24 protein-coding genes are annotated in these 26060 nt (G+C 60.1%); 14 read left to right on the top strand and 10 right to left on the bottom strand.

The window, feature by feature from the left end; genetic code table 11:
- Window positions 1-4: 4 nt before the first annotated feature.
- The 5 genes from KHO30_RS23040 to KHO30_RS23020 are packed head-to-tail and all read left to right on the top strand — an operon-like array spanning window position 5 to window position 3243.
- Window positions 5-316 (top strand): BufA1 family periplasmic bufferin-type metallophore, encoded by a 312-nt coding sequence (locus KHO30_RS23040; RefSeq protein WP_054041172.1) that lies wholly within the window; start codon window positions 5-7, stop codon window positions 314-316.
- 32 nt (window positions 317-348) lie between these two features.
- The gene (gene bufB, locus KHO30_RS23035) at window positions 349-1278 is read left to right on the top strand and encodes an MNIO family bufferin maturase (protein ID WP_211702450.1); all 930 of its coding nucleotides are present in this window, start codon (window positions 349-351) and stop codon (window positions 1276-1278) included.
- Window positions 1268-2047 carry an HvfC/BufC N-terminal domain-containing protein gene (locus KHO30_RS23030; protein ID WP_211702449.1) on the top strand — a complete coding sequence of 260 codons (780 nt, stop codon included), beginning with the start codon at window positions 1268-1270 and terminating at the stop codon, window positions 2045-2047. Before bufB ends, KHO30_RS23030 begins: the two co-directional genes overlap by 11 nt.
- A 5-nt stretch (window positions 2048-2052) precedes the next feature.
- Window positions 2053-2559, top strand: coding sequence for a DoxX family protein (locus KHO30_RS23025; RefSeq protein ID WP_093635322.1), 507 nt, complete (start codon window positions 2053-2055; stop codon window positions 2557-2559).
- Between the two features lie 42 nt (window positions 2560-2601).
- On the top strand, window positions 2602-3243 hold the full coding sequence (locus KHO30_RS23020; RefSeq protein ID WP_200653174.1) for a DUF1109 domain-containing protein: 642 nt from the start codon (window positions 2602-2604) through the stop codon (window positions 3241-3243).
- A 64-nt stretch (window positions 3244-3307) separates the two neighbouring features.
- Here the strand turns inward: KHO30_RS23020 and KHO30_RS23015 are convergent, their stop codons facing one another.
- Both KHO30_RS23015 and KHO30_RS23010 read right to left on the bottom strand, forming a co-directional pair.
- Window positions 3308-4405, bottom strand: coding sequence for a branched-chain amino acid aminotransferase (locus KHO30_RS23015; protein ID WP_211702448.1), 1098 nt, complete (start codon window positions 4403-4405; stop codon window positions 3308-3310).
- A gap of 329 nt (window positions 4406-4734) precedes the next feature.
- Window positions 4735-4911, bottom strand: coding sequence for a hypothetical protein (locus KHO30_RS23010; RefSeq protein WP_167378411.1), 177 nt, complete (start codon window positions 4909-4911; stop codon window positions 4735-4737).
- A 248-nt stretch (window positions 4912-5159) separates the two neighbouring features.
- Here KHO30_RS23010 and KHO30_RS23005 point away from each other — a divergent pair, with 248 nt between their 5' ends.
- The 3 genes from KHO30_RS23005 to KHO30_RS22995 all read left to right on the top strand — a co-directional run bounded on the left by KHO30_RS23005 (window position 5160) and on the right by KHO30_RS22995 (window position 7715).
- The gene (locus KHO30_RS23005) at window positions 5160-5399 is read left to right on the top strand and encodes a hypothetical protein (protein WP_200620220.1); all 240 of its coding nucleotides are present in this window, start codon (window positions 5160-5162) and stop codon (window positions 5397-5399) included.
- Between the two features lie 384 nt (window positions 5400-5783).
- The gene (locus KHO30_RS23000) at window positions 5784-7271 is read left to right on the top strand and encodes a hypothetical protein (protein WP_211702447.1); all 1488 of its coding nucleotides are present in this window, start codon (window positions 5784-5786) and stop codon (window positions 7269-7271) included.
- A gap of 117 nt (window positions 7272-7388) precedes the next feature.
- Window positions 7389-7715 (top strand): putative periplasmic lipoprotein, encoded by a 327-nt coding sequence (locus KHO30_RS22995; protein WP_093635317.1) that lies wholly within the window; start codon window positions 7389-7391, stop codon window positions 7713-7715.
- Window positions 7716-7838: 123 nt separating this feature from the next.
- Here KHO30_RS22995 and KHO30_RS22990 read toward each other — a convergent pair whose 3' ends face one another.
- The gene (locus tag KHO30_RS22990; RefSeq protein WP_211702446.1) at window positions 7839-8786 is read right to left on the bottom strand and encodes a LysR family transcriptional regulator; all 948 of its coding nucleotides are present in this window, start codon (window positions 8784-8786) and stop codon (window positions 7839-7841) included.
- Window positions 8787-8803: 17 nt separating this feature from the next.
- Window positions 8804-9112, bottom strand: a complete 309-nt coding sequence (locus KHO30_RS22985; RefSeq protein WP_211702445.1) for a hypothetical protein — start codon at window positions 9110-9112, stop codon at window positions 8804-8806.
- 27 nt (window positions 9113-9139) lie between these two features.
- Here KHO30_RS22985 and KHO30_RS22980 point away from each other — a divergent pair, with 27 nt between their 5' ends.
- From KHO30_RS22980 to KHO30_RS22970, 3 genes are all read left to right on the top strand, one after another.
- Window positions 9140-10528, top strand: a complete 1389-nt coding sequence (locus tag KHO30_RS22980; protein ID WP_200620223.1) for an MFS transporter — start codon at window positions 9140-9142, stop codon at window positions 10526-10528.
- A 320-nt stretch (window positions 10529-10848) separates the two neighbouring features.
- Window positions 10849-11595 carry a hypothetical protein gene (locus tag KHO30_RS22975; RefSeq protein WP_425312916.1) on the top strand — a complete coding sequence of 249 codons (747 nt, stop codon included), beginning with the start codon at window positions 10849-10851 and terminating at the stop codon, window positions 11593-11595.
- Between the two features lie 333 nt (window positions 11596-11928).
- Entirely contained in the window at window positions 11929-13554 is a 1626-nt protein-coding gene (locus KHO30_RS22970) for a methyl-accepting chemotaxis protein (RefSeq protein WP_211702443.1), read from the top strand.
- Between the two features lie 479 nt (window positions 13555-14033).
- On the opposite strand, the gene KHO30_RS22965 is transcribed toward KHO30_RS22970, so the two are convergent.
- The gene (locus KHO30_RS22965; RefSeq protein ID WP_211702442.1) at window positions 14034-15026 is read right to left on the bottom strand and encodes a LysR family transcriptional regulator; all 993 of its coding nucleotides are present in this window, start codon (window positions 15024-15026) and stop codon (window positions 14034-14036) included.
- A gap of 451 nt (window positions 15027-15477) precedes the next feature.
- Between KHO30_RS22965 and KHO30_RS22960 the strand changes: the two genes are divergently transcribed.
- Complete coding sequence (locus KHO30_RS22960) at window positions 15478-16608, top strand: porin (protein ID WP_211702441.1); 1131 nt, start codon at window positions 15478-15480, stop codon at window positions 16606-16608.
- A gap of 199 nt (window positions 16609-16807) precedes the next feature.
- Here KHO30_RS22960 and KHO30_RS22955 read toward each other — a convergent pair whose 3' ends face one another.
- From KHO30_RS22955 to KHO30_RS22935, 5 genes are read right to left on the bottom strand one after another with little or no spacing between them, the layout of a single operon-like run.
- Window positions 16808-17557 carry a GntR family transcriptional regulator gene (locus KHO30_RS22955; protein ID WP_211702440.1) on the bottom strand — a complete coding sequence of 250 codons (750 nt, stop codon included), beginning with the start codon at window positions 17555-17557 and terminating at the stop codon, window positions 16808-16810.
- A 36-nt stretch (window positions 17558-17593) separates the two neighbouring features.
- Complete coding sequence (gene hydA / locus KHO30_RS22950) at window positions 17594-19036, bottom strand: dihydropyrimidinase (RefSeq protein WP_211702814.1); 1443 nt, start codon at window positions 19034-19036, stop codon at window positions 17594-17596.
- 25 nt (window positions 19037-19061) lie between these two features.
- Window positions 19062-19811, bottom strand: a complete 750-nt coding sequence (locus tag KHO30_RS22945; RefSeq protein WP_211702439.1) for an amino acid ABC transporter permease — start codon at window positions 19809-19811, stop codon at window positions 19062-19064.
- A 42-nt stretch (window positions 19812-19853) separates the two neighbouring features.
- Window positions 19854-20696 carry an ABC transporter substrate-binding protein gene (locus tag KHO30_RS22940; protein WP_211702438.1) on the bottom strand — a complete coding sequence of 281 codons (843 nt, stop codon included), beginning with the start codon at window positions 20694-20696 and terminating at the stop codon, window positions 19854-19856.
- Window positions 20697-20719: 23 nt separating this feature from the next.
- The gene (locus tag KHO30_RS22935) at window positions 20720-21613 is read right to left on the bottom strand and encodes a dihydrodipicolinate synthase family protein (RefSeq protein ID WP_211702437.1); all 894 of its coding nucleotides are present in this window, start codon (window positions 21611-21613) and stop codon (window positions 20720-20722) included.
- A gap of 145 nt (window positions 21614-21758) precedes the next feature.
- On the opposite strand from KHO30_RS22935, the gene KHO30_RS22930 reads away from it, so the two are divergent.
- Window positions 21759-24686 (top strand): FAD-dependent oxidoreductase, encoded by a 2928-nt coding sequence (locus KHO30_RS22930; protein WP_211702436.1) that lies wholly within the window; start codon window positions 21759-21761, stop codon window positions 24684-24686.
- A 287-nt stretch (window positions 24687-24973) separates the two neighbouring features.
- The gene (gene mreB / locus KHO30_RS22925; protein WP_211702813.1) at window positions 24974-26011 is read left to right on the top strand and encodes a rod shape-determining protein; all 1038 of its coding nucleotides are present in this window, start codon (window positions 24974-24976) and stop codon (window positions 26009-26011) included.
- The last annotated feature ends 49 nt before the right edge of the window (window positions 26012-26060 follow it).

Here is a 26060-nt window from a genome sequence, read left to right as displayed (position 1 = left end):
TTCCATGTCCGCTAAAGCCACTGTCAGTTCCGCCCTCCTCGCCGGCGTAGTCGCGAGCCTGCTCGCATCCGTCGCCCACGCTGCACCGCTGACGAGCGCGGAGGCAAGCGCCGCGGTCGCCGCTCACAAGGAAAAGTGCTACGGCGTCGCCCTGAAAGGGCAGAACGATTGTGCCGCCGGTCCTGGCACCACGTGTCAAGGTACGTCCGCAATGGATTTCCAGGGCAACTCATGGAAGTTCGTTCAAGGTGGCACCTGCACGAGCATCGCCGTGCCGGGTGGCGGCCATGGCTCCCTCACCGCTCTGAAGTCCTGATCCGGCAAACGACGACAGGAAAGGGGGCGGCCATGACCGATTTCACCCGAACAACGCCAGTCGGAATCGACGAGCGCGGCTGCCCCTCCGGTGTGACCGCTGCGGAACGGCAGTTTGTCGGCACCAGTTTCAAGCATGAACATCTTGCCGCGATTCTCGCGGACGGGTTGAAAGACGGCTTCTTCGAAGTCCACGCTGAAAACTATATGGGCGCTGGCGGTCCTCCGCATCGCGCGCTAGCGACTATCCGCGAGGACTACCCGATCTCCATTCACGGCGTGTGTATGTCGATCGGCGGCCCTCATGCGCTGGACGCTGCTCATCTCGCACGCTTTCGCGATCTGCTTGCACGCTACGAACCCAAGCTGGTGTCCGAGCATCTGGCGTGGTCTTCACATGGCGGAACGTTTTTTAACGACCTTCTGCCTTTGCCGTACACGAAAGAAACGCTCGAGCATGTGTGCGAACACATCGACCAGGTTCAGCACGCGATCAAACGCCCCATGCTTCTTGAGAATCCGTCGACCTATGTGGCTTTCGAGTCGTCGACAATGAGCGAAACCGAATTCATCGGGGCCGTCGTTCAGCGTACCGGCTGCGGCCTGCTACTGGACGTCAATAACGTTTTTGTTTCGGCAATCAATCATGGTTTCTCCGCCGCAGCGTACCTTGACGGATTGCCCCTTGAGGCCGTGGGCGAAATACATCTGGCCGGGCACAGCGAGCAACGCGACGATGAAAACGAACTGCTGCTTATCGATAGCCACGACCGCGCCATCTCCGACCCAGTGTGGAATCTCTATAGGCATGTCGTATCGCGGATTGGCCCGAGGCCGGCACTGATCGAATGGGATAGCAATCTTCCCGCATGGCCCGTGTTGCGGGATCAGGCAACGACAGCACGGCAAATCATGGCAGAGCACGGAATGTCACTCGCACAGGAGCTCAGCCATGACGTCTGAGAATCGTTCGTGCCAGTACGCCACAGCGTTTGCGCCGGGACTGATAGACCCAGCGATCGCAGCGCCTGAAGACCTCGTAGCCGCACCAGGGAAGCGCGTAGTGAAGCGCTACAACGTTTATCGCAACAACGTCACGGTCAGCCTCATTGACGCACTGGCAGCGATCTACCCCGCTATTCAGCGCATCACCGGCGTCGATTTCTTCAGGGCGATGGCCCGTTTCCATATCCGCGAGACGCCTCCCGTTTCGCCGTTACTGTTCGAGTACGGGCGGGATTTTCCTGCTTTCATCGAGTCCTACGAATATGCCAGCGAAATGCCGTGGCTTGCGGATACGGCGCGCGTCGAGCGTGCGTGGCTGGATGCCTATCACGCTGCGGACCTGCCTGTGCTCGCTACCGAGGCGCTTGGAGATATCGAGCCCGCGTCGCTGGCCGGATTGCGTTTCACACCGCACCCCGCGGCGCGGATCGTGCGCTCAGGCTATCCGGCCGTCGCAATCTTCGCGATGAACCGCACGGATGGTCCTGTGTCCCCGCTAAGGTCAAACGAACCCGAGGATGCACTCGTGACACGACCGGAGCAGGACGTCATCGTCTCGCGTCTGCCGGCGGGCGGTGCAACGTTCCTTATCACCCTTCTCGCGGGCGCCTCACTGGGCGAAGCGGTCGCTGCTGCATTTGACGAAACCTCTTCCTTCGATCTCCAGGCCAACATGGCAGGGATGATCTCGGCTGGCGTTTTTTCTGCCATTCAACATGGAGATTGATCAAGATGACACCGGACACTCAACAGGCAAAACTGCCATTTCCAGGCGTAGTGATATCTGCGATTGGTGCGGCGAAGCGGCTGATCCAAAACCTCGCGCAACCGTGGCTCGTTCAACTCGTGCTTCGGATTGCGCTGGCCGTACCGTTCTGGAAATCGGGCATTCTCAAATGGCATGGCTTCCTTCAACTGAACGACACGGCAATCGATCTGTTCACTCAGGAGTTTCAGTTGCATCTGCCAGGCGGCCCGTACCCGTTTCCTGCTCCGGCCGTGTTTGCATTTTTGTCGGGCTGCGGTGAGGTGACATTCCCGGTGTTGCTCGTGCTGGGCTTCGGAACGCGGTTCGCCGCAGCCGGCCTGATACTGATGACGTGCATCATCGAGCTGACGGTGCCGGACGGCTGGCCTATCCATCTCACCTGGGTAGCCATGGCATTGGGAATCGCAGCCTGGGGACCAGGCCGGATATCCATTGACTATCTGCTGGGTGACAGGTCGTTCAGACCCTGACCCGAAGTTTTCGTCGAATCGTCGGCCTCCCCACTGAACAACATGAGAACTTCGGATCTGATACTCAGGCTGACGAATGGTCTTACGACGATTGAGCCGAATTCCGTTTCGAGGAGACTCAATCGGTCGTTGAGCGTGGGGCTTGCCGGCAGCATGGCGATGCTGGTGATCATTTACGGCATCCGCAGCGACATGCCGGAATTGCTGTTGACGACGATGTTCTGGATACGGCTCGCGTTCCCGGTGGCAACACTCATCACCGCATTGAAACTGGCCGGACGTCTTGGGCGCCCCGGCGTACCCGTCAAGCTCGCATGGTTCGCGGTCACACTGCCATTCATTGCCATGTTGTTCGTCGCCTCGCTCATGCTGATCGCGACTCCGCCAGGCTATCGCCTGGAGCTGATGCTGGGCACAACATGGCGGGTCGCCACAGCGAATATCGTGCTGCTCTCCCTGCCTTCACTTGCCGCCGTGATGCATGCCATGAAGGGGCTTGCACCTACCCGCCTGGCACTGGCGGGCGCCGGCGCCGGGCTGCTCGCCGGCGCGCAAGGTTCGCTCGTGTACTCCCTTTACTGCTCGGAGATGTCCGTACCGTTCTGGGGGACCTGGTACGTACTGGGCATTGTCATAACCGCCGGTATAGGTGCTGTATTTGCTCCGCTCTACTTGCGGTGGTAGTCCAGCGTCTCCCGGCGGCGCGCGTCAGACAAATTACCCAGCCCATATTATTCGGGCAAATCGCTCAGGCGACGTGATGGACCCAGCCGAACGGATCGTCGATCCTGCCACGCTGTATGCCGGTGAGCCTGGTGCGAATCAGTTGCGTGACGGGGCCTTCGCCACCATCGCCGATCCTGAACTCGCCGCCGGCATGACGGACCTCGCCGATCGCCGTGACGACCGCCGCGGTGCCACAGGCAAATGTTTCCTTAACACGGCCGCTGGCGGCGTCCGCTTGCCATGCTTCGAACGAGTACGGCGACTGGTCGACAGCGATGCCTTCACGCGCGGCCAATTCGATGATCGAGGCGCGCGTGATGCCCGGCAGGATCGTGCCCGACAGGGGCGGGGTGCGCAGCGAACCATCGTCCAGCACGAAGAACACGTTCATGCCGCCCAGTTCTTCGATCCACTTGTGTTCCGCGGCGTCGAGGAACACGACCTGGTCGCAGCCCTTGTTAGACGCTTCGGTCTGCGCAATCAGGCTCGCAGCGTAGTTGCCGCCGCATTTCGCGACACCGGTACCGCCCGAAGCGGCGCGCGTGTATTTATCCGACACCCACACGGTGACGGCCGATTTGCCGGGCTTGAAGTACGGACCCACCGCGCAGGCGATCACGCAGAAGATGTACTCGTGCGCTGCGCGCACGCCCAAAAAGCTCTCCGAAGCGAACATGAACGGGCGGATGTACAGGCTCGCACCTTCGGCGGCTGGAATCCATGCGCGGTCGATGTCAACCAGCTTCTCGACCGCTTCAAGGAACGCGGCTTCGGGCAGTTGCGGCATCGACATGCGTTCGGCCGATTCACGGAAACGCCTGGCGTTAGCTTGCGGCCGGAATAGCGATATCTTGCCGTCCTCACCGTGATACGCCTTCATGCCTTCGAAAATCTCCTGCGCATAGTGCAGCACCGCGCAGGCTGGGTCGATCTCGAACGGACGACGGGCTTCGACCTTGGCGTCATGCCAGCCCGTACCCTCGGTCCAGCGGATCGTGACCATGTGATCGGAAAAGACGCGCCCAAACGCCGGGTTGACCAGCCTGGCGGCGATCTGGTCAGCGGGGGTAGCGTTGGCGTGCGGCTCAATGACAAACTGCAGTTGATTCTCAGTGCTCATGTCTCGGTACCTCCAAAAAAATTCGCGCCCTGAATTCTGCCATCGTAAACGGCATCCGTGCCATTGGCCACGTCTCATCGCCGCGAAGTCGCCGATGTGCTGAAGCGGCTGCAGACGTAGCAGCAAGCATCGGCGACTCTCCCGCAAGCCGCCGAGTTATCACGGCAAACCATCCCACGCATCCAGAAGCGGGAGGCCCCTTGTACTGCGTCGCTCAACGGCTTGAGACGCACCCGTCGAGTTTCACGACTCCAATATGCCCTTCGAAACCCGTTGACTTTATACTAGAACGATCTATATCATTTGATCGACGAGAAATGTCTGAACATTCAAATCGAATGTATTTTTAACATTTCAGGCGTGGTGCCATGCAAACCGCTGACGGAAAAATTAGCTAACCCGGATTCAATAAGGGCTGCGGCAATTCTATTCAGGATCGGCGGCGGGGTCGCTTTGGTCATGGCGATACCAAAGGCTACAGCTCCATAAATACAGGTGAGCTTCATCGGCTCAGCCTGAATCAATTTCGTCCGTAATAGATTGCGCTGCGCCAGGAGATCAACAAATACGGCTGAAAGTCCGAAGACAGTTGATGCGCGAATACGCCGGCAACGAGCGGGAGTATTCGTGCGCCCAAAATTTAACAGTAATCAGAACAAGTAATGGAGGGTTTATGCGGTCTGCAGGCGTTTTACTCATAGGCATCATGGTTTCAGTGTTATCAGCCTGTTCAAGCATTGCCAGCAGTACAAACATGCTGACCGACGACAAGATTAAATCGAGCACCTCGGGCACGCTGGGGTACTCGCCAGACGATATTGCGATAACCAGCCGTCGCACGGAAGGGACGAACACCTATGTCAATCTGAAAGCGAAAGATGGCAAAGAATACACATGCACTATCAACGGCGGAAACATACTCACTTTCGGCATGACTAATCCGCCATCTTGCAACCGGAAAGGTCAACCTCGCCAGGCAGGGCCGATGCAGTGAACGCGATGTTCGACTGCAGCCGCGCAACCTGATTCGGGCCACGACACCGCTCGCATTCATCCTGCCGCGTGATCTGCGGCACCCGATAACGAATGTGCAATACCCGCGAGAGCTGTTTGGCCTGACGCGCATGTAACCCACCATCGCCGTTGATCTTGACGACTTGTGAAGACGGTGGGTGCTGCATTACACGATTAGGATTACCAATAAATAAGTATCTGACGCACATGAAAATGATGTGCCGTATAGCCCCTGCTTGCCTTTCAGTTGAGGTGATAGAGCAAGCAATCGAGCAACGGGTGTCCCGATTATCGATAGATGTCGTGCTTTGTGTCAGTTGATAGCTGGGAAGAACCAGTTGGGATTGAATAAAAAAGGACTTTTATGAAACCCATAGCGTGGATTGTTATGGCTACCTGCCTCACGTTGACAGCGTGCGGCGGTAGCGACGTTTCAAAAGACGGCGGTTCCTCGTCATCGGCGACCAACCCCGGATCGCCCTCCACGCCGTCGTCGCCCGGGGACGGAGGCACCTCCAAAGCGCAGGCCGGCTGGTCGAAAGTAGCCGCAATAGACGGCAAAGCCCCGGAAATCGAGCCCAGTACAACCATCGATACGAACGGCAACACACTCGTCACGTGGATGACGAGTGGTCCCTCGGGCGGGCTCGGCAACGAGATGTGGGGCGCGCGTTATGTGCCCGGGTCGGGCTGGGGAACGCCGACGCGTCTGGATACGGGCGATGGCAGCCATTCGATGACAGGGCCAGGCACGATTCAGCCGCAACTGGTCGGCAACGCCAGCGGCCAGGCGGTTGCGTTCTGGACGGAATGGATGCCGGGGCCCAATGCCTATGCGCTGTGGGCGCGCCCATATAGCCCAGCTACAGGATGGGGAACGCCGTTCGAAGTAGCACCGAGCGTCACGAGCTCCACATATACGGCAGGCATTGACAATCAGGGCAACGCCATCGTCGCCTGGCCGCAGGCGATTGACCTGCTCAATTCCCGAATCGCATGGACGCGCTATACGACGGACGGGACGTGGTCGACGACGGCACTGATTCAAATGCCGGCGCAGACCGGCCCGGGTGCCGTCACCGGTGATACCAACAATGTAAGGCCGATGATTTCGGTCCTACCGTCCGGCAGCGCGGTGCTCGCGTGGAGGCAGACCAACACGACGCAGTCGGCGCTCTGGACGGCCACGTTCGATGCGACCAACGGCTGGACCAACGTCAATCAAGCCGTATCGGACACGAGTCTGTTCACGACGATCGAGTTCCCCGCGGCTGGCATGGATACGAAGGGCAACATCACGCTGGTGTGGGGGCAACTCGATGTGACGAGCGGGAAAATCTCCACCACCACCATGTCGCAGCGCTACGTAGCGGGAACCGGCTGGCAGGCGGCTCAGGCCGTCGCCCCGGAGATTACGGAGCCGAGTGGCTTCATCGCCACGCCAATGCTGACCGTCAATGCAAACGGTGTAGCGGCCGTCATGTGGGCAGAGGGCGGCGTCGTTCTGCAGGCGAGTGTTGCGGACGCCAGCGGGACCTGGGGGCCGCTGCATCAACTGACGGAGCACCTGGATACGACGGCGCAACAGTATCCGCCCCTTGTGATCGATGCGGCAGGCAACGTGACGGTTGCGTGGCAGGACGCGAGTACGGCGGGTTCGTCGGACGTTCTCGCTGCCAGCTATCGGAACGGTGCGTGGAGTACGTCGACATTGTTCGGGCAGGACCCGCAGGACGCCTCCTGGCCCGCGCTGGCCGTCAACGCATCCGGGGCGATGGCGCTCATCTGGCAGTCGTACATCCAGAACGTCGGCTCGGAACTGCAGGCCAGCTTTTATACCCCGGGGACGTAATTGCTTCGTAGACGTCATCCAACTGCCTTCGCCGGATGCCTCGGCGAAGGCGGGATGCATCGCCGTTAGCGAGCAAGCGCACAGAGTGAAGATTCAACAAATCGATAAGGAATGACCATGCAAAAAGAACTGTATCCCGCGATGCGGACTGTCATCGGAATGGCGGCCGTCAGTTTGGTTTTGTCGGCCTGCGGAACGACGCAGATGAACATGATCGACGTTCAGGCGTCCACCGCCAAAACAATAGGGTTGGCTTCCTCGGATGAGATTGTCATTGCCAACGTCCAGTACGGGCAGAAGAACGGCCTGGGCGGCCAGCAGGTGAGTTACGACGCCACCACTGGCAAGGGACGGCGTTTTACCTGCACAGTGTTTATGATTCCCGGGCTGACGCCGATCGACAAACCGACTTATAACGATTGGGAATGCCATCCGCACCGTTGACTACCGCAACGAAGGATGACGGTGCACGCATCCGCCTCCCCGCCAAGCTGACAGAGCCCTCCGCAGGCGCTATTTGCGCTGAACTGGAATGACCGGCGTGGTGCTCGTAGGCGTCGTTCCGGATCAGAAATGCTGCGACGATGCACTGTCGGTTTCGGGGAGCAGCGCGAATTGCGGGCCGTTCGCGAGAGCGAAGTCGAGCATGACGGTGAGTGCCAGTCGCGCGATTGATTCTGGCAACAGGCTGTCCGGATGACGGCGATACGCGGCGATCAATGGCAATGCCGGAACGCGGTGCGTGACTTTCAGCATCTGCAGCCGGCCGGCCGCGAGGTCTTTCATCACGAATGCGCACGGCAGCACCGCGATGCCGAAGCCATCGGTCACCATGTGAATGATCGCGGCAACAGACGACATACAATTGATCTGCACAGCCGGTTCGCCTACCGATTCGAACAGACCGACAAGAAAGGTATGTGGTAGCGAGTGCCGCGCAAATCCGATGATCGGAAACGCGGCGAGTTCCGCTTCAGTCAGGGTTTCGTCCGAAATATTGAGCGACGGGCTCGCGATCCAGCACATCGGCAGACTGCCGAGTGCAATGCCTGACGTTTCCGCGGCGGTTGTCGGTGTGAGCTGCAGCGCCACGTCGATATGACCGCTGGCTAGCTGGGCAACGAGATGCGACGAGGTATCCCCGGTCAGCTCAATGGTGAGGTTCGGGTATTCCTCGCGCACGCGCTTGAGCAAATCGGGCAGCCACGTATGAATGATCGATTCCACTGCCCCGAGCCTCAGCAGCCCGGAAACCTTCGACCGGTCGCCGACGCTGTCGAGCATGCTCTGGTTCAGCTTGAGTATCTGCTCGGCAAATGGAAGTGCTTTCGTGCCCACCTGTGTCAGCGTGACCTCGCGTGACCCCCGATCGAACAGTTGCACGCCCATTTCCTGCTCGAGTGCGGAAATGCGGCTCGATATGGCGGCCTGGGTTGCATGCATGCGCTCGGCAGTCAGGCGGAAGTTGCGCAGGCGCGCCAGCCAGACGAAGGTCTCCAGAAAACGTATGTTCATATCGAATCGACCCAACTTTATGCGGGATTGAGCCGCAGTTTAGCCTGACGCACCGGCTGGCGTAGCAAAAAGGGCTTCTGGCTTACCCATAGAAATTCTTGTCGAGGGCGGCCAGGCCTGCCGCGCGCGATGGTTATGTGACGTCGGATGAGATGGGCGATAAATTTTATTTGTCGATGCTGAACGGAATTTCTTGCTGGACGCTGAATTTCGGCGATCAAATACTGGCCCGCTTGCGGTCGAGGGAAGGGAGGGACCTGCAACACGGTGACGAAACGGATTTTCAGATCCGTCTCGGGTGAACATTGAGCTGAATATAGATCCATAAACATTGTCCATAGTTGGGAGACACAATGCCGGCAGCAGGAAGATCAATCAATGTTCGCGAATTCATCGATGAGCGCAGAGTTAGTCCATTTCAATGGCTGGTCGGGTTTTTAGCGTTCCTGATCATCTCATTGGACGGCTGGGACACCGTCATTATCGGTTTTGCCGTACCGGAGCTCATCAGGGAATGGGGCGTGACCAAGCAAGCACTGGCTCCGATACTCAGCGCTGCATTGTTCGGCCTCGCTCTCGGCGCTTTTGTCGGCGGCCCGGTGGCGGACCGGTTTGGACGCAAACGCGTCCTCACCACCAGTGTTTTTATCATTGGCATTGGGACACTTGCCACTGCGTACGCTACATCTCTCGGGATGATGTTGCCGATCCGGTTTGTCACAGGGCTCGGCCTGGGCGCAGTCATGCCAAACGTAGTGGCCCTGTGGTCCGAGTACGTTCCGGAACGCCGGCGCTCCTTCCTTGTGACTGTTGTGTATAGCGGTTTCACAGTTGGCGCCGCCCTGTGCGGATTCATCGCAGCCTGGATCATTCCAGGCTACGGATGGCGCACCATGCTCATGGTCGGTGGCACGCTTGCAATTTTTTGCGTGCCTCTTCTCATACTCTGGCTACCCGAATCAGTTGCATTCCTGACAGTCCAGAACAGGCGCCCCGAACTGATTGGCAAGATTCTTTCTGCTATCGGTCGTACAAACGTGCCTGCTGATACGCAATTCTTCTTGCCAGCACAACCCGTGGTGAAAGGTGGCGCTATCGGGACAATCCTTTCGAAGCGCTACGTAGCCGGCACGGTCCTCATCTGGCTTTGCTATTTCGTCGGGCTGTTCGTTACCTATCTGCTTTACAACTGGCTACCCACAATGGCGAAGGAGGCGGGATATACGAGTGCCGAGGGCGCCGTCATGGTAGGGGTTTTGAATTGGGGCGGCACACTGGGCTCGATTGCCATCGGCTGGCTGATGGATCGCTTCGATCGATACTATACGGTCGCAGTGAGCTTTTGCATGGCGGCAATTTCGCTCTGGGCAGTCCATAGCGTGGAGTCGACATTCTGGGCTTTGCAGATACTTGCATTCGCCTGGGGATGGTTCATTCCGGGAACAAACACAGGAATGAACGCATTGACAGCGCGCTTCTACCCGACCGTTGCCCGATCCACCGGCTTGAGTTGGATGCACGCGTTCGGGCGATTTGGAGCCATTGGCAGCGCGTTTGCCGGCGCAGCAATCCTAAGTGCGGGACTGGGGCTCGGTCAGATCCTCCCGATGATGGCCTTTGCGCCGCTGACAGGTGCGGTAGCCGTACTCATCATCGCTGGTCTCGTGAGGCGCTGGGCGCTCGCCGATGAGTCGGCGACAAAGACCGAGCCGTCGAGTGCTGAAATTTCGCCAAGCGCTTGACTGGCCGTTGAACCCAGGAAGCAGGGACCTGAGATCAGATCCCTGACGAGGACGGGATCATGCCGGTCAGGTTTGGTAAGGATCAACGACGCTCGGTTCAATGTGGAATCTGTACTATTGCGCAAGGAGAATTCGACGCATAAGGCAGCTTCAAATTGACACGACTATCTACGTTGCTTCGCATCCAGCTACTCAGGAAGGCTTCAATTTTTGCCACCTGTTTGCTGGGTGCCGCAGTTGCACACGCCGATTGTCGACTCAAAGTCACAGCGCCACAGGATCTTGTACTCCCGTCGAAAACGCTTACTGCGTCTCCGGATATGCCCGTGGGGTCGACGATAGGATCGGTTCGCGTCGCAGCGGAGCGCGATATCCCGTTCGCCTGTAGCGGCACATCGAATGTACGCGAAGCAAAACTCACTGACATCTTCGCGCCCGTGCCGGGCTTCAGCCGGGTGTTTGCTACTAATGTTATCGGCGTAGGTCTGCGTGTCAGCGCAAGCGGCGGAAACTTTGCGGGCATTGACGATACTTCGCGCCCCGTACCCTACAAAGTTTCCGTCCCCACTGAAGCGGACCGTTTAACCGGATTCGCACTCCAGGTGGACTTCGTCAAGACCGGTCCGATACAGGACGGCGTGCTTGCGGCGGGAAGGCTTCTGAGCGTTCGTGTCGGCGAGACGGATATCGTCGGTGTCGACATCCCGGTCAACGCCATCGTTTTCACCTCATTCCAATGCGATGTGGTACGTGCCAACGGCATGGTCGCCACAGGCATAGGCACGAGGGGCGCATTTTCCGAAGAAAGCGTTGTAGTGCATAACGGCTGCAATCCGGGCGTCAGTGTCATGATTCAAGCGACCCAAATAAACGCCTACGGCCATTGGCCCAACCTTCCTCAACCGGATTCAGATCGAGGCCGCCCTGTGGGTGCCATCAGTGTGCGTGCTAACGCCTTCTCGCGAAATCTACCGGACGGAAGTTCCGCCGCCTTTGACGGTGTTGGAGGTGATTTCGGAGTCGGCGCAACCGGCGGAGCGGGCCGGGTCTCGAACTTTCGTCGGTAGCGCAAACAACGCGCACTACACATCTGCCGCTGAGTTCGTGATGCAAAGTCGTGCCATCAAAACAGAAGCGTAACGACTGGCGGCCCTTGTTCCGGGCTACGAAGCGACTGTTCGAATCCGATAAGCAGAATAGAAGTGAAGTGCGAGTGTTTTCGATAATCACGCTCTTTCCGCCATGGGAGAATCGCCACGTGAGCGGGGCCTTGTGCCTTTTGCGGTGAGCGCCACTCATAGCTACTCACGGGAGACTGTGGCTTGCCGGAGCGATGCGTTCCGTGACAACCGCGCTTAAGGAGGCGTCTTCCGGCACACAAGAACATACACGCCATCGACGTGCTCTCGGGTTGCATTCCATGCACCTGTCCAGCGATCGAAGGCAAAAGCCAACATACGGTTCGGGCAATATCCATGTCAACCAATAAAAAGACACCACATGCTACGGCCGGCCAGTCCCCTACACACGCCCCTTCTCTCCTTCTCAGGTCGGCACTACGCCGCTGGAACCTGCGGGTACAGTGGACGATCGTCGCACTGAGCGCCATCGGCGCCGTCGTGGCAACGCGCTGGTACGGCAGCTATGGCGCCGCGTTGGGATTGGCGCAGTTCCTGGTGATCTTCGGGCTGTTCGGGGCCGGCCTGATCCACGCGATCTCGACCTTGCGAGCCCAGTTGAATGCACTGTGCGATGGCGATCTGATGCAGGACGTGTCTTTGCCGGGACGCGACGAGCTGGCGGCACTGGGTGAACAGGCGCGCTTGCTCGCTTACCAGTTATCGCAGGTAGTTGCGCGCATCCGCAGCGAAGCCGAACTGATCGCGATGGGCGGCGCACAGGCGACCGAACATGCCACCTTGCTGTCGCAGCGCACCGAATCGCAGGCTGCCAGCCTGGAGCAGACCCGTGCCTCGCTTCAGGCCTTGCTGGAAGCCGTGCGCTACAACACCGATCAGACGCAGCAAGCCGATGAGCGCTCCACCCGTGCGCATGCCGATGCAGTCGCGGGGCAGGCAGCGGTGCGCGCTTCGGTCGAAAGCATCGAGCGCATCGAGCAACGTTCGCACGAGATGGGGGAGATACTCGGTGTGATCGACGGCATCGCATTCCAGACCAATATTCTCGCGCTTAACGCGGCAGTCGAGGCCGCCCGAGCCGGTGATTCCGGCCGCGGTTTTGCCGTGGTCGCCACCGAAGTGCGGGCATTGGCGCAGCGCAGCGCGCAAGCGGCAGCGGAAGTCAAGAAACTGATCCAGCATTCTCGCGACGAGGTGAGCGACGGGGTGCAAGCCATCGAAGGCAGCCGGAATCTGCTGTCGCGCGCAGTCGACGCGGTCAGCGAAGTGGCCGCTTTGCTGCGCGACGTCGCCCGCTCGAGCAGCGAGCAGACCACCGGCTTGCAGGAGATTGCCCAGGCGGTCGAGGTGCTGGACGACATCACTCACAGCAATGGCGAGATGGTCGGCGGGTCGGTGGAAACGGCGAGTCTGCTGCAAGCCCGTGCCGATCGACTAAGCGACGGGGTTAAATATATCCGGCTGCGGCAGGGCTGCGCCAACGAGGCCCGGGCCATGGCGGAGCGTGCGGCCCGACTGGTCGACACCGAGGGGCCGGAAAATGCCGTGCGCCAATTTCACGACCCCAAGGGCGGCTTTCGCGATCGCGATCTCTATATCGTGGTTGCGGACCGGGACGACTATTTCCGTGCCTTCGGTTCCGATCCGGGCAAGGCAGGCAAGCTGCGCAAAGAGGCGCTGCCGGGCGACGACCAATCCGCGATCCGCGAGGCCAGTTGGCTCGCGGTCGAACAAGGCGGCGGGTGGATCGAATTCAACGGACGCCATCCCGTCACCAGGCAACCGGTGGAAAAGATCGGCTATATTGCGCCCGCGCTCGGCGGCCGCTGGGCGGTCCAATGCAGCGTCAACCGCGGCGATGGCCTGAAGCCGTTCACGAGCGCTTGAGCGCGGCGACTGCGATTGATCATTCGCAGTCGCATCTATCGGGAAGCGCTGCAGGAATACTGTTGACGATGCTCAATGGCACCCGATAGCGCAGGTGATAAGACCGAAAGCGCCGACTATCCCCACACCCGCGCCGAGCCCGAACGTCTCGAGCGACGTGGCGCAGCCTTGCAGACTGCAGGCAAACGCAAGCGCAGCGGCCAGAAGAATTTGCCGGACCTGTTTGCGCGCAATCAGGCAGTGTCGACTACTGTGAATCATGTTTTTCCCCTCTGTCCCCGGTGGTCCGAGCAAGCGCGAAATCGCAGAGGCGAGTGTAACCAGCGAGCTTCAGCGCAAAATGGACAAATACCCGGGACAAAGACGGTGTTGATTACCAATGCTTCCACGCCGGTAATCACTGTTGTTGCCGAACGGCTTCCTGCGTGATGACGTGATGGATAAATCTGGATCAGGCCTGGCCGTGTACGGTCTACGTTTTATGACTGGACTTCCGCGGCGACATCAGCTTCAAAATCCCTGGGCGATTCGGAGTGGTTCGAATTATGGGAAATCAACGAAACCTGATCTTCTGCAAGCCGTCCCGGTAAAGCAGCCTTCACGAACTCGAACCATGTCTGAACCTTGGGCTCGCCATAGTGGGCAGAAGGACACAACACGTACGCGTTTCGGGCTGCTAGCCGATACTGCGGCAAAACCCGAACCAGCACACCGCTGCGCAATGCCGGCAGCGCCCGCGATAGAGACAGCTGACCGATACCGCCCCCCTCCTGTATTACGTTGACCAGTACGTCGGTCGTATCAGTCAATACCCGCGCCTGATCGCAGCAAAACACTTCGGGTCCGGCAAGTCCTTCGAACAGCCATTGCTCGGAGGCGTCGTCCATATGTCTGACTTGCAAGCACCTATGACGGCGAAGTTCGCTGACTGTTTCAGGGACACCATGGCTTGCCAGATAAACCGGTGATGCGCACAGCACGGTACTGGTTGCGCCGACGCGCTCAAACACCATGCGCTCCATTTGCGGGACGGGATTGCAAAGAAGTATCGTGTCGTGAATATCCAAAGCTGCATCCAAACTCCCGCTCAGGAGCGACGTTTGGACCGTTACCTCAGGATAGCGCGCTTGATAGCCGTGAATAAGCCACGCGAGATGGTGAGCATCGAACGTCGGATCCGCACCGATTCGTAACGTACCAACGGGCTTGGCGCACAGACCAGCCGCCTCGGCTTCCGCCAGTTCTAACCGGTCAAGGATGAACTTGCAGTGCGCAAGGTATCGATCACCTGCCGCAGTCAATGCCACGCTGCGGGTTGTGCGGCTTAGCAAGCGCAAACCCAGGTGTGTCTCCAGCTCTGCGATGGCGCGCGATACCTGCGGCGTCCCAACTCGCATCTGTCGCGCTGCTGCGGTAAAGCCGTTTGCATTTGCGACGGCCACGAAGGCGCGGATACTTTGCAACATGTCCATTCACATCCTTCTGCAATTCAGGTAAGCCACAACCTCATGTCCGATCGATCGCACAGCAGGCAGTAGGCGACTATGCAGACTCCGCGCTCTCACTCCGTGTCAGATTGGAGACCAAGTTTGACAGAACAAAAACACCTCTCACCATTTTGCGTGATGTGATTCTCACTCTCTCGTTTACTTGATCCAAGCAGGTGTGGATGATTCTTTTGTAGGGATACCCTGACCAACGACAATCTAGACTCCTTAGGAATGATCTTACTTACGCTAAGGAAATCCTTCGGCGAAGCCGAGAGAGTTAAGAAAGGTACGTTGCATAGCCTCTTTTGCATGTCGAAAAAATACATATAGTTTCCATTCCTAATCGACGGTTGTTTTTTGCCAACACTTTTTTGTAAGAATTTCGTGGCCGCTATTCTGCACCCCGCACTTCAACCAAAACCCAAGGATGCAGATGAAGACGACCACACTGGCAACTCTTTCGCTGGCCATGCTCGGCGCAACCGGCGTAGCTCACGCACAAAACAGCGTCACGCTGTACGGCATCATTGATACCGGCCTGACCTACGTTTCGAACGACGGCGGCAGCAAGTCCTTCAGCATGAGTTCGGGCAACGAGTCGGGTAGCCGTTGGGGCTTGAAAGGCTCAGAAGACCTCGGTGGTGGCCTGAAAACAATCTTCCAGTTGGAAAACGGCTTCAACTCGACGAACGGCAAGCTCGGCCAGGGCAGCCGCATGTTCGGTCGCCAGGCGTTCGTTGGCCTGAGCAGTGACAAGTTGGGTACGCTCACGGCCGGGCGTCAATACGATCCGCTGGTTGATCTGGTGCAGCCGGTGCAGGGCGACGGCTTCCTCGGTGGCGTATTCATCTCGCCGGGTGACATCGACAACGCCGACAACAGCGCGCGGGTCAACAACTCGATCAAGTACACGTCCCCGACCTGGTCCGGCTTCCAGTTCGAAACCATGTACTCGCTGGGCGGAGTGGCTGGCGCGACGGGCTCGGGTCAGAGCTACGCTGCCGCAGCTGCATACAGCAACGGTCCCGTCAACCTGGCAGCGGGCTACTATCACCTGAGCAACGGCAGCGGCGCGAACCGCGGTACGACGACGTGGGATTCGTTGTTCAACACGGCTGTCAACGCAGCGTATTCCACTGCGGCGTCGATCAACAATGCGCGTATCGGCGGCAACTACGTGTTCGGCTCGGTGACCCTGGGTGGCTACTACAGCTATGCCGAATACACTGCAGATGCCAGCTCGACATTCAAGAAGGCGGAGAAGTACAACACGGGTTCGGTGTACGCCGTGTGGCAGGTATCGGCGCCGCTGCAGACGCAGATTGGCTACGTGTACCTGAAGTCGAGCGGCAATTCGTCGGCAAAGTACAACCAGTTCGCTGTTGCAGCAGACTACTCGATCAGCAAGCGTACGGATTTCTACGCATGGGCCGGCTACACGACCGCATCGGGAACACAAGACTCGTCGGGCACGGCCGCAGTCGCTGTTATTGGCTCGGCAACCGGCGACTCGGGTTCCAACAAGCAGGCTACCGTGACAGTGGGTATTCGCCACAGGTTCTGATTGAGTCCGGCTTAGCGAAAAGCCCGCGTTGTTGAACGGCTCTCGCGAAGCTGGATGATTCGCAGAGCCAAATTTGGCCTGGCTGAGTCCTGTATCGCACAGGGCTCAGCCTTTTCACTTGAGTCCGGGCTTTTTTCTAATAGATATACTAATTATCCATATTCTAATTCAGACCTTCGAAGGTAAGACCCAGCGAGGGTTACCCCGTTATCGCCTTGATCACGTCGTCCTGAAGTCCGCGAATGTGACTGATCATCGCGTTGCGCGCTTCCACCTTGTCATGCGACTTCAGCGCGGCGAGGATCGCCAAATGTTCGACGTGATTCTCCTGCTGGCGGTGAAGATGGCTCGTCACGCGAAAGAGCCGTGCATTCAGCCGCATCATCGTGATCATCTGGACGAGAACGGCATTGCCCGACGCCTCTGCAATCGTTCTGTGCAGCAGATCATCCAGTTCACGATGCTCGACTTCCGTATGCTTGCCGACCTCGAGCGCGTGAACCTTCTCTTCCAGCGCCTCGATCGCCGCGGGCGTGAGCCGCTGGATGCCGAGGTCGATCGCCTGTGCTTCGAGTACTTCACGAACCCGCATGCTTTCGAAAAACTCGCGGGTAGACACTGTGCGCACCGCAAAACTGCGCGCGTCGGCGCGCACCAGCAGGCCTTCGCCGGTGAGCCGGATCAGCGCTTCGCGAACAGGTGTACGCGACATTTCCAGTTGGTCGGCGACACGCAACTCATTGAGCAGCGCGCCCGCCTCCAGCTCACGATCCAGGATCATCTCGCGCAAGCGCCGGTAGGCGCGCTCGCCAAGGCTCGCGACACGCGTTTCGGAGAGCGTTTCCTCTGTCTGTATGGACGGTGTATCCGGCTGCGGCAGGTTGCCTGTTGATTTCCTCGTCGCCTTCTTCACGCCCGTTACGGCTGCCTTCGTGTCTGTTTTTTTCATGATTGCGGGTAGTTCTCTTTTCTGCCGAATCCGCCTTCAGATGGCTGCAGTCCCGGCTTTGACCTGCGATGTTACAACGTCGGGGCGCTCGCATCGCAGGAACCGTCCGTGACCGGCCCGCCCGCGGAACTGCCCATCCGCCCAGACGGTCACGCCTCGACTCAGCGTCATCGCGGGCCACGCACGCACTTCGCGCCCCTCGTAGGGCGTGTAATCGGCTGCATGGTGAAGCTCGTCGTTGCGGATCGTACGTTCAATACCCGTATCCCATATCACCAGATCGGCGTCACTGCCCACCGCGATCGCGCCCTTGCGCGGATACAGTCCGTACAGTTTCGCCGCGTTCGTCGACGTGAGCTGCACGAAGCGGTTGATGTCGATCCGGCCTGCCAGCACTCCTTCCGAGAACAGCAAAGGCAGCCGTGTTTCGAGGCCCGGAATGCCGTTGGGCACCTGATGGAAGCCGCCAGCGGCACCGTGCAGCATCTTGCCGTGCGGATCGTCGTAGTTAAAGGGCGCGTGGTCCGACGACACGATCGTGAACATGCCGTTCTGCAATCCGGTCCATACGGCTTGCTGGTTCGCCTTGTCGCGCGGCGGCGGGCTGCAGATGCACTTCGCGCCGGCGAAGCCTTCGAGCGCGAGGTCTTCTTCGCTGAGGAAAAGATACTGCGGACAGGTTTCCGCGAAGATTGGCAGACCCCGGCCGCGCGCCCAGTGAATCTGCTCGATCGCCTCCCGTCCGGAGACATGGACGATCAGAATCGGCGCCTCCGTCACCTCGGACAACGCAATCGCCCGATGAGTCGCTTCCCGCTCGACCAGCATCGGCCGCGAATCGCCGTGATACTTCGGCGCGGTGAGCCCGGCCGCGAGCAGCCGTTCGGTCAACCAGCCAATGCAATCGCTGTTCTCCGCATGGACCATCGTCATCGCACCATGAACACGCGCGCAGGCGAGCACGTCTATGATCTGGCGATCGTCGAGCTTCATGTCGTCGTAGGTCATATAGACCTTGATCGACGTATAACCGTCCGCGATCAGTGCCGGCAGTTCGTCCTTCAGCACCGCCTCTGTCGGGTCCGACACAATCAGGTGGAACGCATAGTCAATCGAGGCCTTACCGTTGGCCCGGGTGTGATAGTCCTCGACCGCCGCGCGCACGCTGCGCCCCTTGAACTGCAGCGCGAACGGGATGACCGTCGTGGTGCCGCCGCATGCTGCTGAGCGCGTGCCGGTCAGAAAATCGTCCGCCATTTTTGAGCCGTCGGACGTGGGCTGGTCGAGATGGACGTGCGCGTCCACACCGCCTGGCGTGACGAAGCGGCCCCTGGCATCGATCGTCTCGCGGCCGTTGGGCAAATCGCGGCCGATGGCAACAACAACGCCATCGAGGATGCCGATATCGGCGGTGTAGAGGTCGGCCGCCGTGGCAATGCGCGCGTTGAGAATCACCGTGTCGAAGCTGGATTGGTACATAGCGGTCACGAGTGTTTCTCCGGAATCAATGAGAGCGGGCTGCTACGTGCAGCGTGCGGCGCGCCGAGAGCCATGCGCGCCAACCGCTTCGGTGTGTGTCGTGCGCGGCATAGCCCCGCCCGTAATAGGCTTCGATCTTGCGCTGGAAGAAGCTCCAGACCGTCGTCATCAGCAGGTAGTAAAGCGCGGCCACGACAAACAGCTCGAGCACCATGAAGCGTTCCTGGATGAGTTCCTGCGTGCGTCTGAGCAGTTCTTCCATCGAGATCACCGACGTGATCGAGGTCGTCTTCAGCAGGCTGTTCACGCTATTGCCAAGCGACGGCACGATGAGCCGCATCGCTTGCGGGAAGACGATCTGACTCATAGTCTGCACACTAGTCAGGCCGAGTGCCTTCGCGGCGCTGGTCTGTCCGCGCGGCACTGCGATAATGCCCCCCCGGATAATCTCGGCCAGATATGCCGCCTCGTTGAGGATCAAGCCGATGAGCGCCGCCTCGATCACGGAGAAACGCAGCCCGACCTGCGGCAGCCCCGTGTACAGGATGATCAGTTGCACCAGCAGCGGCGTCCCACGAAAAACCCAAACGTAGAACGCAGCCGGCGCTGACAGCCAATGCTTCCCGGACAACCGCGCGAACGCGATAAGCGAACCGAGAACAAGGCCGCCCGCGATCGCCACGAGCGTCAGCCAGATGGTCTGAAACGCGCCGCCGATCAAGTACGGGCTGATCAGATATGAGGCGAAACCGTCCCAGCTCCATCCTTTGCTCATTGCCTGGCTCCTGCAGATGTAATCAACGTGTTCGTGCAGCGATCACTTCGGTTGTGCGACTGCGATTGGCGCATCGAGCGGCTTCATGCCGTACTTCGCAAACAGCTTCTGGTAGCTGCCGTCCTTCTGCATCTCGTCGAGCACGCCGGCGATCGCGCTCGCGAGAGCCGGGCTCTTCGCTGCAAGCGCGACCGGCGTCGGGTGAATGCCGGACACGACACGCGCAAAGCCGCCGCGCTTCTGGTATTCGCCGGCCACCGCGTCGATCGAGACGACCGCGTCCACCTGGCCGGCGGCCAGCGCCTGATAAGCAATCGAAAACGTGTCGAAGGTGCGTAGCGTGAAGGGCGTCAACCCGCGCGCCGTCATATCCTTCATCATTGCGCGCGCCTGCGCCTCCTCGAAACCACCGATCTCGACGGCCACCGTGTGCCCCGCGAGGTCGTCCGTCTTCGTGATTTTCAACGGATTCGACGAGGTGGCGGAAATGCTGATCGCCTGGTTCTCGTACGGGATCATCTGCATGATGCGGGTACGCGCGTCGGTCACGAAAATGCCGGTATTGATGACATCCCAGCGGCCACCTTGCAGACCCGGCACCATCGCGTCGAAATCGATCTTCACGTATTCGGGCGTGAGGCACAGACGCCTGGCGATCTCTTCGCCCAATTCGATTCGCATGCCCATCAGTTGTCCGGAACCGTCGGTGTATTGCAGCGGCGGCAGCGTCGGGTTGGTCGACATGATGAGCGCGCCTTTCTTGATCAGCGCGTCGGCGGGAATCGACGACGTGCACGCGGCAGCGGCCGGCTGTGCGTTCAACGCGGCAGCAAGCGCGAGTGCGCCTGAAAGCAGAAACGGACGGGCAAACGAGCGGAAGGACATGAAATTCTCCAGGGGGAAAAGAATCAGGACAGCGTGTTCAGGACGCCGAGCGCCGCAAGGTCGGCGCGCAGCAGTTCGCGATCGCCTTGCGGCAGCGGCAGACGCGGCGCGCGCGGCGCGCCCACGGGCAAGCCCATCATCTCGAGGCCGGCCTTGCTTGCCGAGACATAGCGATGACCGCCAACCCAACGCACGATCGGCAGGATTTCGTGATAAATCGCGAGTCCCGCGTCGAGATCACGCTCGACAGCAGTGCATTCGTAAAGCCGGGCGGAAAGTTTCGGCAGCAGGTTCGAACACACCGCCACCCAGCCCTGCGCACCGACACACATGGATTCGTAGCCGAGAATCCCCGCAAACACGGTCATGCGGTCACCGCACAATTCGACGATGTCGCGCACCCGCGTGACCTCCAACGTCGACTCCTTGATGTAGCTCACGTTGTCGATGTGCGACAGGCGCGCGACGAGTTCCGGCTTGAGGTCGACGTTCGCCGTGGCTGGATTGTTGTAAATCATGATCGGCAGATCGATCGACTCGCCGATCCGACGGTAGTGCTCAAAGAGTTCGTCTTCGGTAGGCGTGCTGTAGAACGGCGGAATGACCATCACGCCGTCCGCACCGAGTTCCTGCGCTTCCCGCGAGCGGGCAATGGCGTCGTCGGTCCATTCCATCCCCGTACCGAGCAGCACCGGCACGCGGCCCGCCGCCGCCTCGATCACGGTCTGCGCCACTTCCAGCCGCTCCGCATCCTTCAGCGAAAGGAATTCGCCCGTGCTGCCGAGCGGAATGAGCCCATGAATCCCCTCTTCGATCTGCCAGTTCACAAGCTTGCGCAGAGCTGGCACGTCGACATGCTTGCCGTCGGCGGTAAAGGGCGTAATCAGAACGGTGTAGGTGCCGCGAAAAGTTTTCATCGTAGAGCTGGAATCCGGTTTTTTTGAGCGCTTTGCGTTTGCATATTGTTTGTATAGCATTTGTATACAAATTCCATACGTCAAGTTTTTCAAATTCCGGCCTCCGTCTGGAAGACGTGCAAAGCCCAATGCAACAAGGTTTCTGATGCGTCTAAAAAAATCGCACATCGCGCCATCCGGCAAGCTCATCTCGTTCGAATACGACGGCGAGCGCATCCGCGCGTTGGAGGGTGAGTCCATTGCCGCGGCGCTTGCCGACGCCGGCTGTGGGGTGTATCGGGAGACACGCGATGGGGCGCGGCGCGGGCTGTATTGCGGCATGGGCAACTGCTTCGAGTGCCTCGTGTGCGTGGGCGGCAAACAGGGACAACGCGCCTGCATGACGAAGGCGGCGGACGGCATGCAGGTCACCGCGCAAGGCACTGAGCGCGCAAACGCCGGCGCTCATGTGCCGCTCGCCCCGACGCCTGAAGGCACGCAGCCGCGCGAGGTCACCGTCGACGTGCTGGTGGTAGGCGCCGGCCCCGCAGGACTATCGGCGGCGTGCGCGGCCCGCTCGCGTGGTGCGTCGGTCGAGGTGATTGACGAGCGCCCTATGGCGGGGGGGCAGTTTTTCAAGCAGATCGCCCCGAGCCAGCAGGCCAGCAAACTCGATCGACAGTTCCGCGAAGGCGCAGCGCTGATCCGGCGTGCTCGAACGATGGGCGTCACGCTCACGTCGGAGGCGTTCGTCTGGGGCACATTCGGCCCGCACGAAATCGGCGTGATCGTAAATGGCGCAAGCGTCGTCTTCCGTCCGCAGCAGATCGTGCTCGCTCCCGGCGCATACGAATACACCACGCCCTTCCCGGGCTGGACCCTGCCCGGCGTGATGACCACCGGTGGCGCACAAACGCTGGCGCGGGCGTATCGCGTGGCGCCGGGCGAGCGGATCGTCATTGCGGGCAACGGGCCGCTGAACCTGCAACTTGCCGCCGAGTTGGTGACCGGCGGTGCGAACGTCGTGGCGGTTCTCGAAAGTGCGCCGCAGCCCGGCTTGCGCCTGTGGCGCGAACTGCTTATAGCGACCCGCGAAGCGCCCAGCCTGATTCGCGACGGCGCCGCTTACCTCGCTACGCTGCGCGCCGCGAACGTGCCGGTGGTCTGGAACACACGCGGGCTCGAGGCGCATGGCAAGCAGCGGCTCGCAGAGATTACCTACATTTGCGACGACAAAACCATCACCCTCTCCTGTGACACCCTGTGCGTCGGTGACGGTTTCGCACCGACGACCGATATCGCACGGACGCTCGGCTGCACGCATTCGTTCGTCGACAGAGGCATTGGACATCTCGCCACTGACATCGACGCAAACGGGCAGACGAGCATCGCAGGCGTGTTTGCGGCAGGCGACGGTGCACGCATCGGTGGCGCCCGGGTCGCGCTCGCGCGCGGGACGCTCGCGGGCCACGCGGCGGCAGATGCGCTACGTCTTCAGTCAACGGCGGACGCCGAGAGATCGCGTGCTGCGGCACGCCGCGCGTTGGGGCGCGCGGACCGGTTCCAGACCGCGCTGTGGAAGATTTTCGCCGCACCGACGCCGCATATCGCGGATGTGCCGCGCGACACGATCGTCTGCCGATGCGAGGACGTGACGCAGGGCGTGATCGTCGACCAGCTCGCCGCCGGCCACGACACGCTTGCGTCGATCAAGCGCAACACCCGCCTCGGTATGGGCCGCTGCCAGGGCCGCAATTGCGCGGCGAGTTGCGCGAAGCTCATCGAGGAATCGACCGGCCGTGTCCGCGAGGTCATGCATTTTCTCGCACCGCGTGTGCCAATACGTCCCACGCCGCTCGCCGCGCTCGCGTTCGAGAAGCCCGAATGGGGTGGCCATCGCAAGGCGTCCACGCCGAACATTGCGCGGCCTGTAAAAGAACCCGCGCTGGGCGATCAGACTACCGACATTCTCGTGATCGGCGGTGGCGTGATGGGTGCATGTCTTGGTCATTTTCTGAGCCGTGCCGGCCGCGATGTGCTGGTGGTAGACCGCGACGATCTCAACCTGCAAGCGTCCGGCGCAAACGCGGGCAGCCTGCACGTGCAACTCCTGTCGTTCGATTTCGGCAAGAAGGCGCGTGCGGGCGGGACGCCCGCAGCCAACACGCTTGCGCTCGGCCCTGCGTCAGTGCGGCTCTGGCAGCAGCTCGAACGCGAAAGCGGCGACAACCTCGAAATTCGTGTGACCGGCGGTTTGATGGTGGCCGACAGCGAGGCTGGCATGCGCTTCCTCGAGCAGAAGATCGCGCTCGAGAAACAGTTCGGCATCGAAGCGGAACTGCTCGATACGCGCAGCCTGCTCGCGTTGTCGCCACATCTTTCGCCCGCATTGCTCGGCGCCGAATATTGCCCGATGGAAGGCAAGATCAATCCGCTGCGCGCAACGTATGCCGTCATGCGCCTTGCCAGCGCGCAGGGCGCGCGCTTCCAGCGTGCGACCAACGTCACGGCGATCATGCGTGATCGCGACGGCTTTTCTGTCGACACGAGCCGCGGCCGGATTCGTTCACGTGTCGTGGTCAACGCCGCCGGCGCGTGGGCGAAAGAAATCGGTGCGATGCTCGGCGTGCACGTCCCGGTGGCGGGCACGCCGTTGCAGATGATCGCCACGGAACCCGCGCCGAAGCTCGTCGACCATCTGATCGCCCACGCCGACCGCCACTTGAGCCTGAAGCAGACCGCGACCGGCGGCATCCTGATCGGCGGCGGCTGGACCGCCGCGTTCGACCCCGCGCGGCGCATGAATCACGCAATGCGCGAGAGCATCGAAGGCAATGTCTGGGTCGCAAGCCACGTGCTGCCCGCGCTCAAAGGAATGCACATGGTGCGCGCCTGGGCCGGCATGAATATCGACATCGACGGCGCGCCCATTGTCGGCCCCGTTGAAGGTGTTCCCGGCTTCTTCAATGCCGTGACGTCGAACGGCTACACGCTTGCCCCAATCGTGTCGCAGTTGGTCACCGATCTCATTCTCCAACGTACGCCCGAACTTGACGTCGCGCCCTTTTTGCTCAGCCGCTTTGCGTCAGCATGAAGCATATTCAAGTTCACTTGCCCGAAAAATCCTGACTACCCAAGAGCGGGATTAACTGACATAAATTTCAGAAAACACCTACGTAAATCGCCCTTGATTGCAACTTCGCCTGGGCCGTAAACCGGTTGTGAAGGCATTGCGTGTGGAACTTCGTCTTACCGTCTGCCGCGAAACGCGGAATAGCGCTAAACACGCCCTGGATCTATGACGCTTCCGCACACATAACCACTCAACAACGCATCCGGAAAGCCAAGAATGAATCATCGGGTCACAGCTACGCACTTTTCATGTCAATAAGGGGCTTGTTGCGCCTTCGTCCAACTGACCTGGCCCTCGACGTAGGAACAGCGAACACGCGAATTCACATCTCCGGGGCCGGCGTCGTTCTGAATCAGGCGTCTGTGCTGTGTACTCATGGAAACAACTCGTTAAGAGCGCGCGGTCGTCCGACGCTGTCCGTGGGTGACGAGGCGAGGAGAATGCTCGGCCGGCTGCCGCAGAACATCGAAGCCGTCACGCCAATTCGCGGCGGCGTCATCTCAAACTTCTCGGCAAGCGAGCAGATGATCCGGCAATTCGTGCGTCATGCCTGCAAAGGCCGATGGCGGGCGAACGCGCCACGAATCACCGTCACCGTTCCGGGTGACGCGACCCAGGTGGAGCGCCGAGCCTTTAAGGAAGCGATACATGGTGCCGGTGCGTCCCACGTTGCGCTGCTCGCGAAACCGCTGGCCGCAGCCCTCGGCGCTGGGCTCGCTATTTCCGATGCCACGGGTTGCATGGTCGTCGATATTGGCGCCGGCACGACTGAAATCGGCGTCATTGCGCTCGGCAGCGTCGTGCGTGGAGCATCCGCCCGCGTGGGAGGCGACACGTTTAACCAGGCCATTGTTAACTATGTTCGCCGCACGCACGGCTTGCTGATCGGCGAACACACCGCGCAACGGGTCAAGCTGGAGATCGGCTGCGCCCTTCCGCCAAGGGACGACCTGTTTTTGGGGGTGACCGGCCGCAGCTTGGCGGAAGGCATACCACGCTCCATGACCCTATCGAGCCAGGAGGTATATGAAGCGCTCGCCGAGCCACTCGGGCAAATCGTATCGCTGCTAAGACGCGTCCTGGAAAGCATCCCGCCGGAACTTGCCGCCGACATCGCCGATCGCGGGTTCATGCTGGCCGGTGGGAGCGCCATGCTGCGAGGCCTTGATCAGCGCCTGCGCGAGGAAACGGGACTGGCCGTGGCGGTCGCTGAACAACCGATGACGTGTGTTATTCGCGGCACCGGGCTCGCAATCGAGACGCTTGATCCTGACTTCTTTGTGTAGCAGAAGCAGAATGTCGATCGAAAACCAGGTACTGTGATTCCATGCCTCG

Origin of the sequence: Paraburkholderia aspalathi (assembly GCF_905220735.1) — a bacterium.
Lineage (GTDB): Bacteria > Pseudomonadota > Gammaproteobacteria > Burkholderiales > Burkholderiaceae > Paraburkholderia > Paraburkholderia aspalathi.
This window is presented reverse-complemented; position numbering and strand designations above follow the sequence as displayed.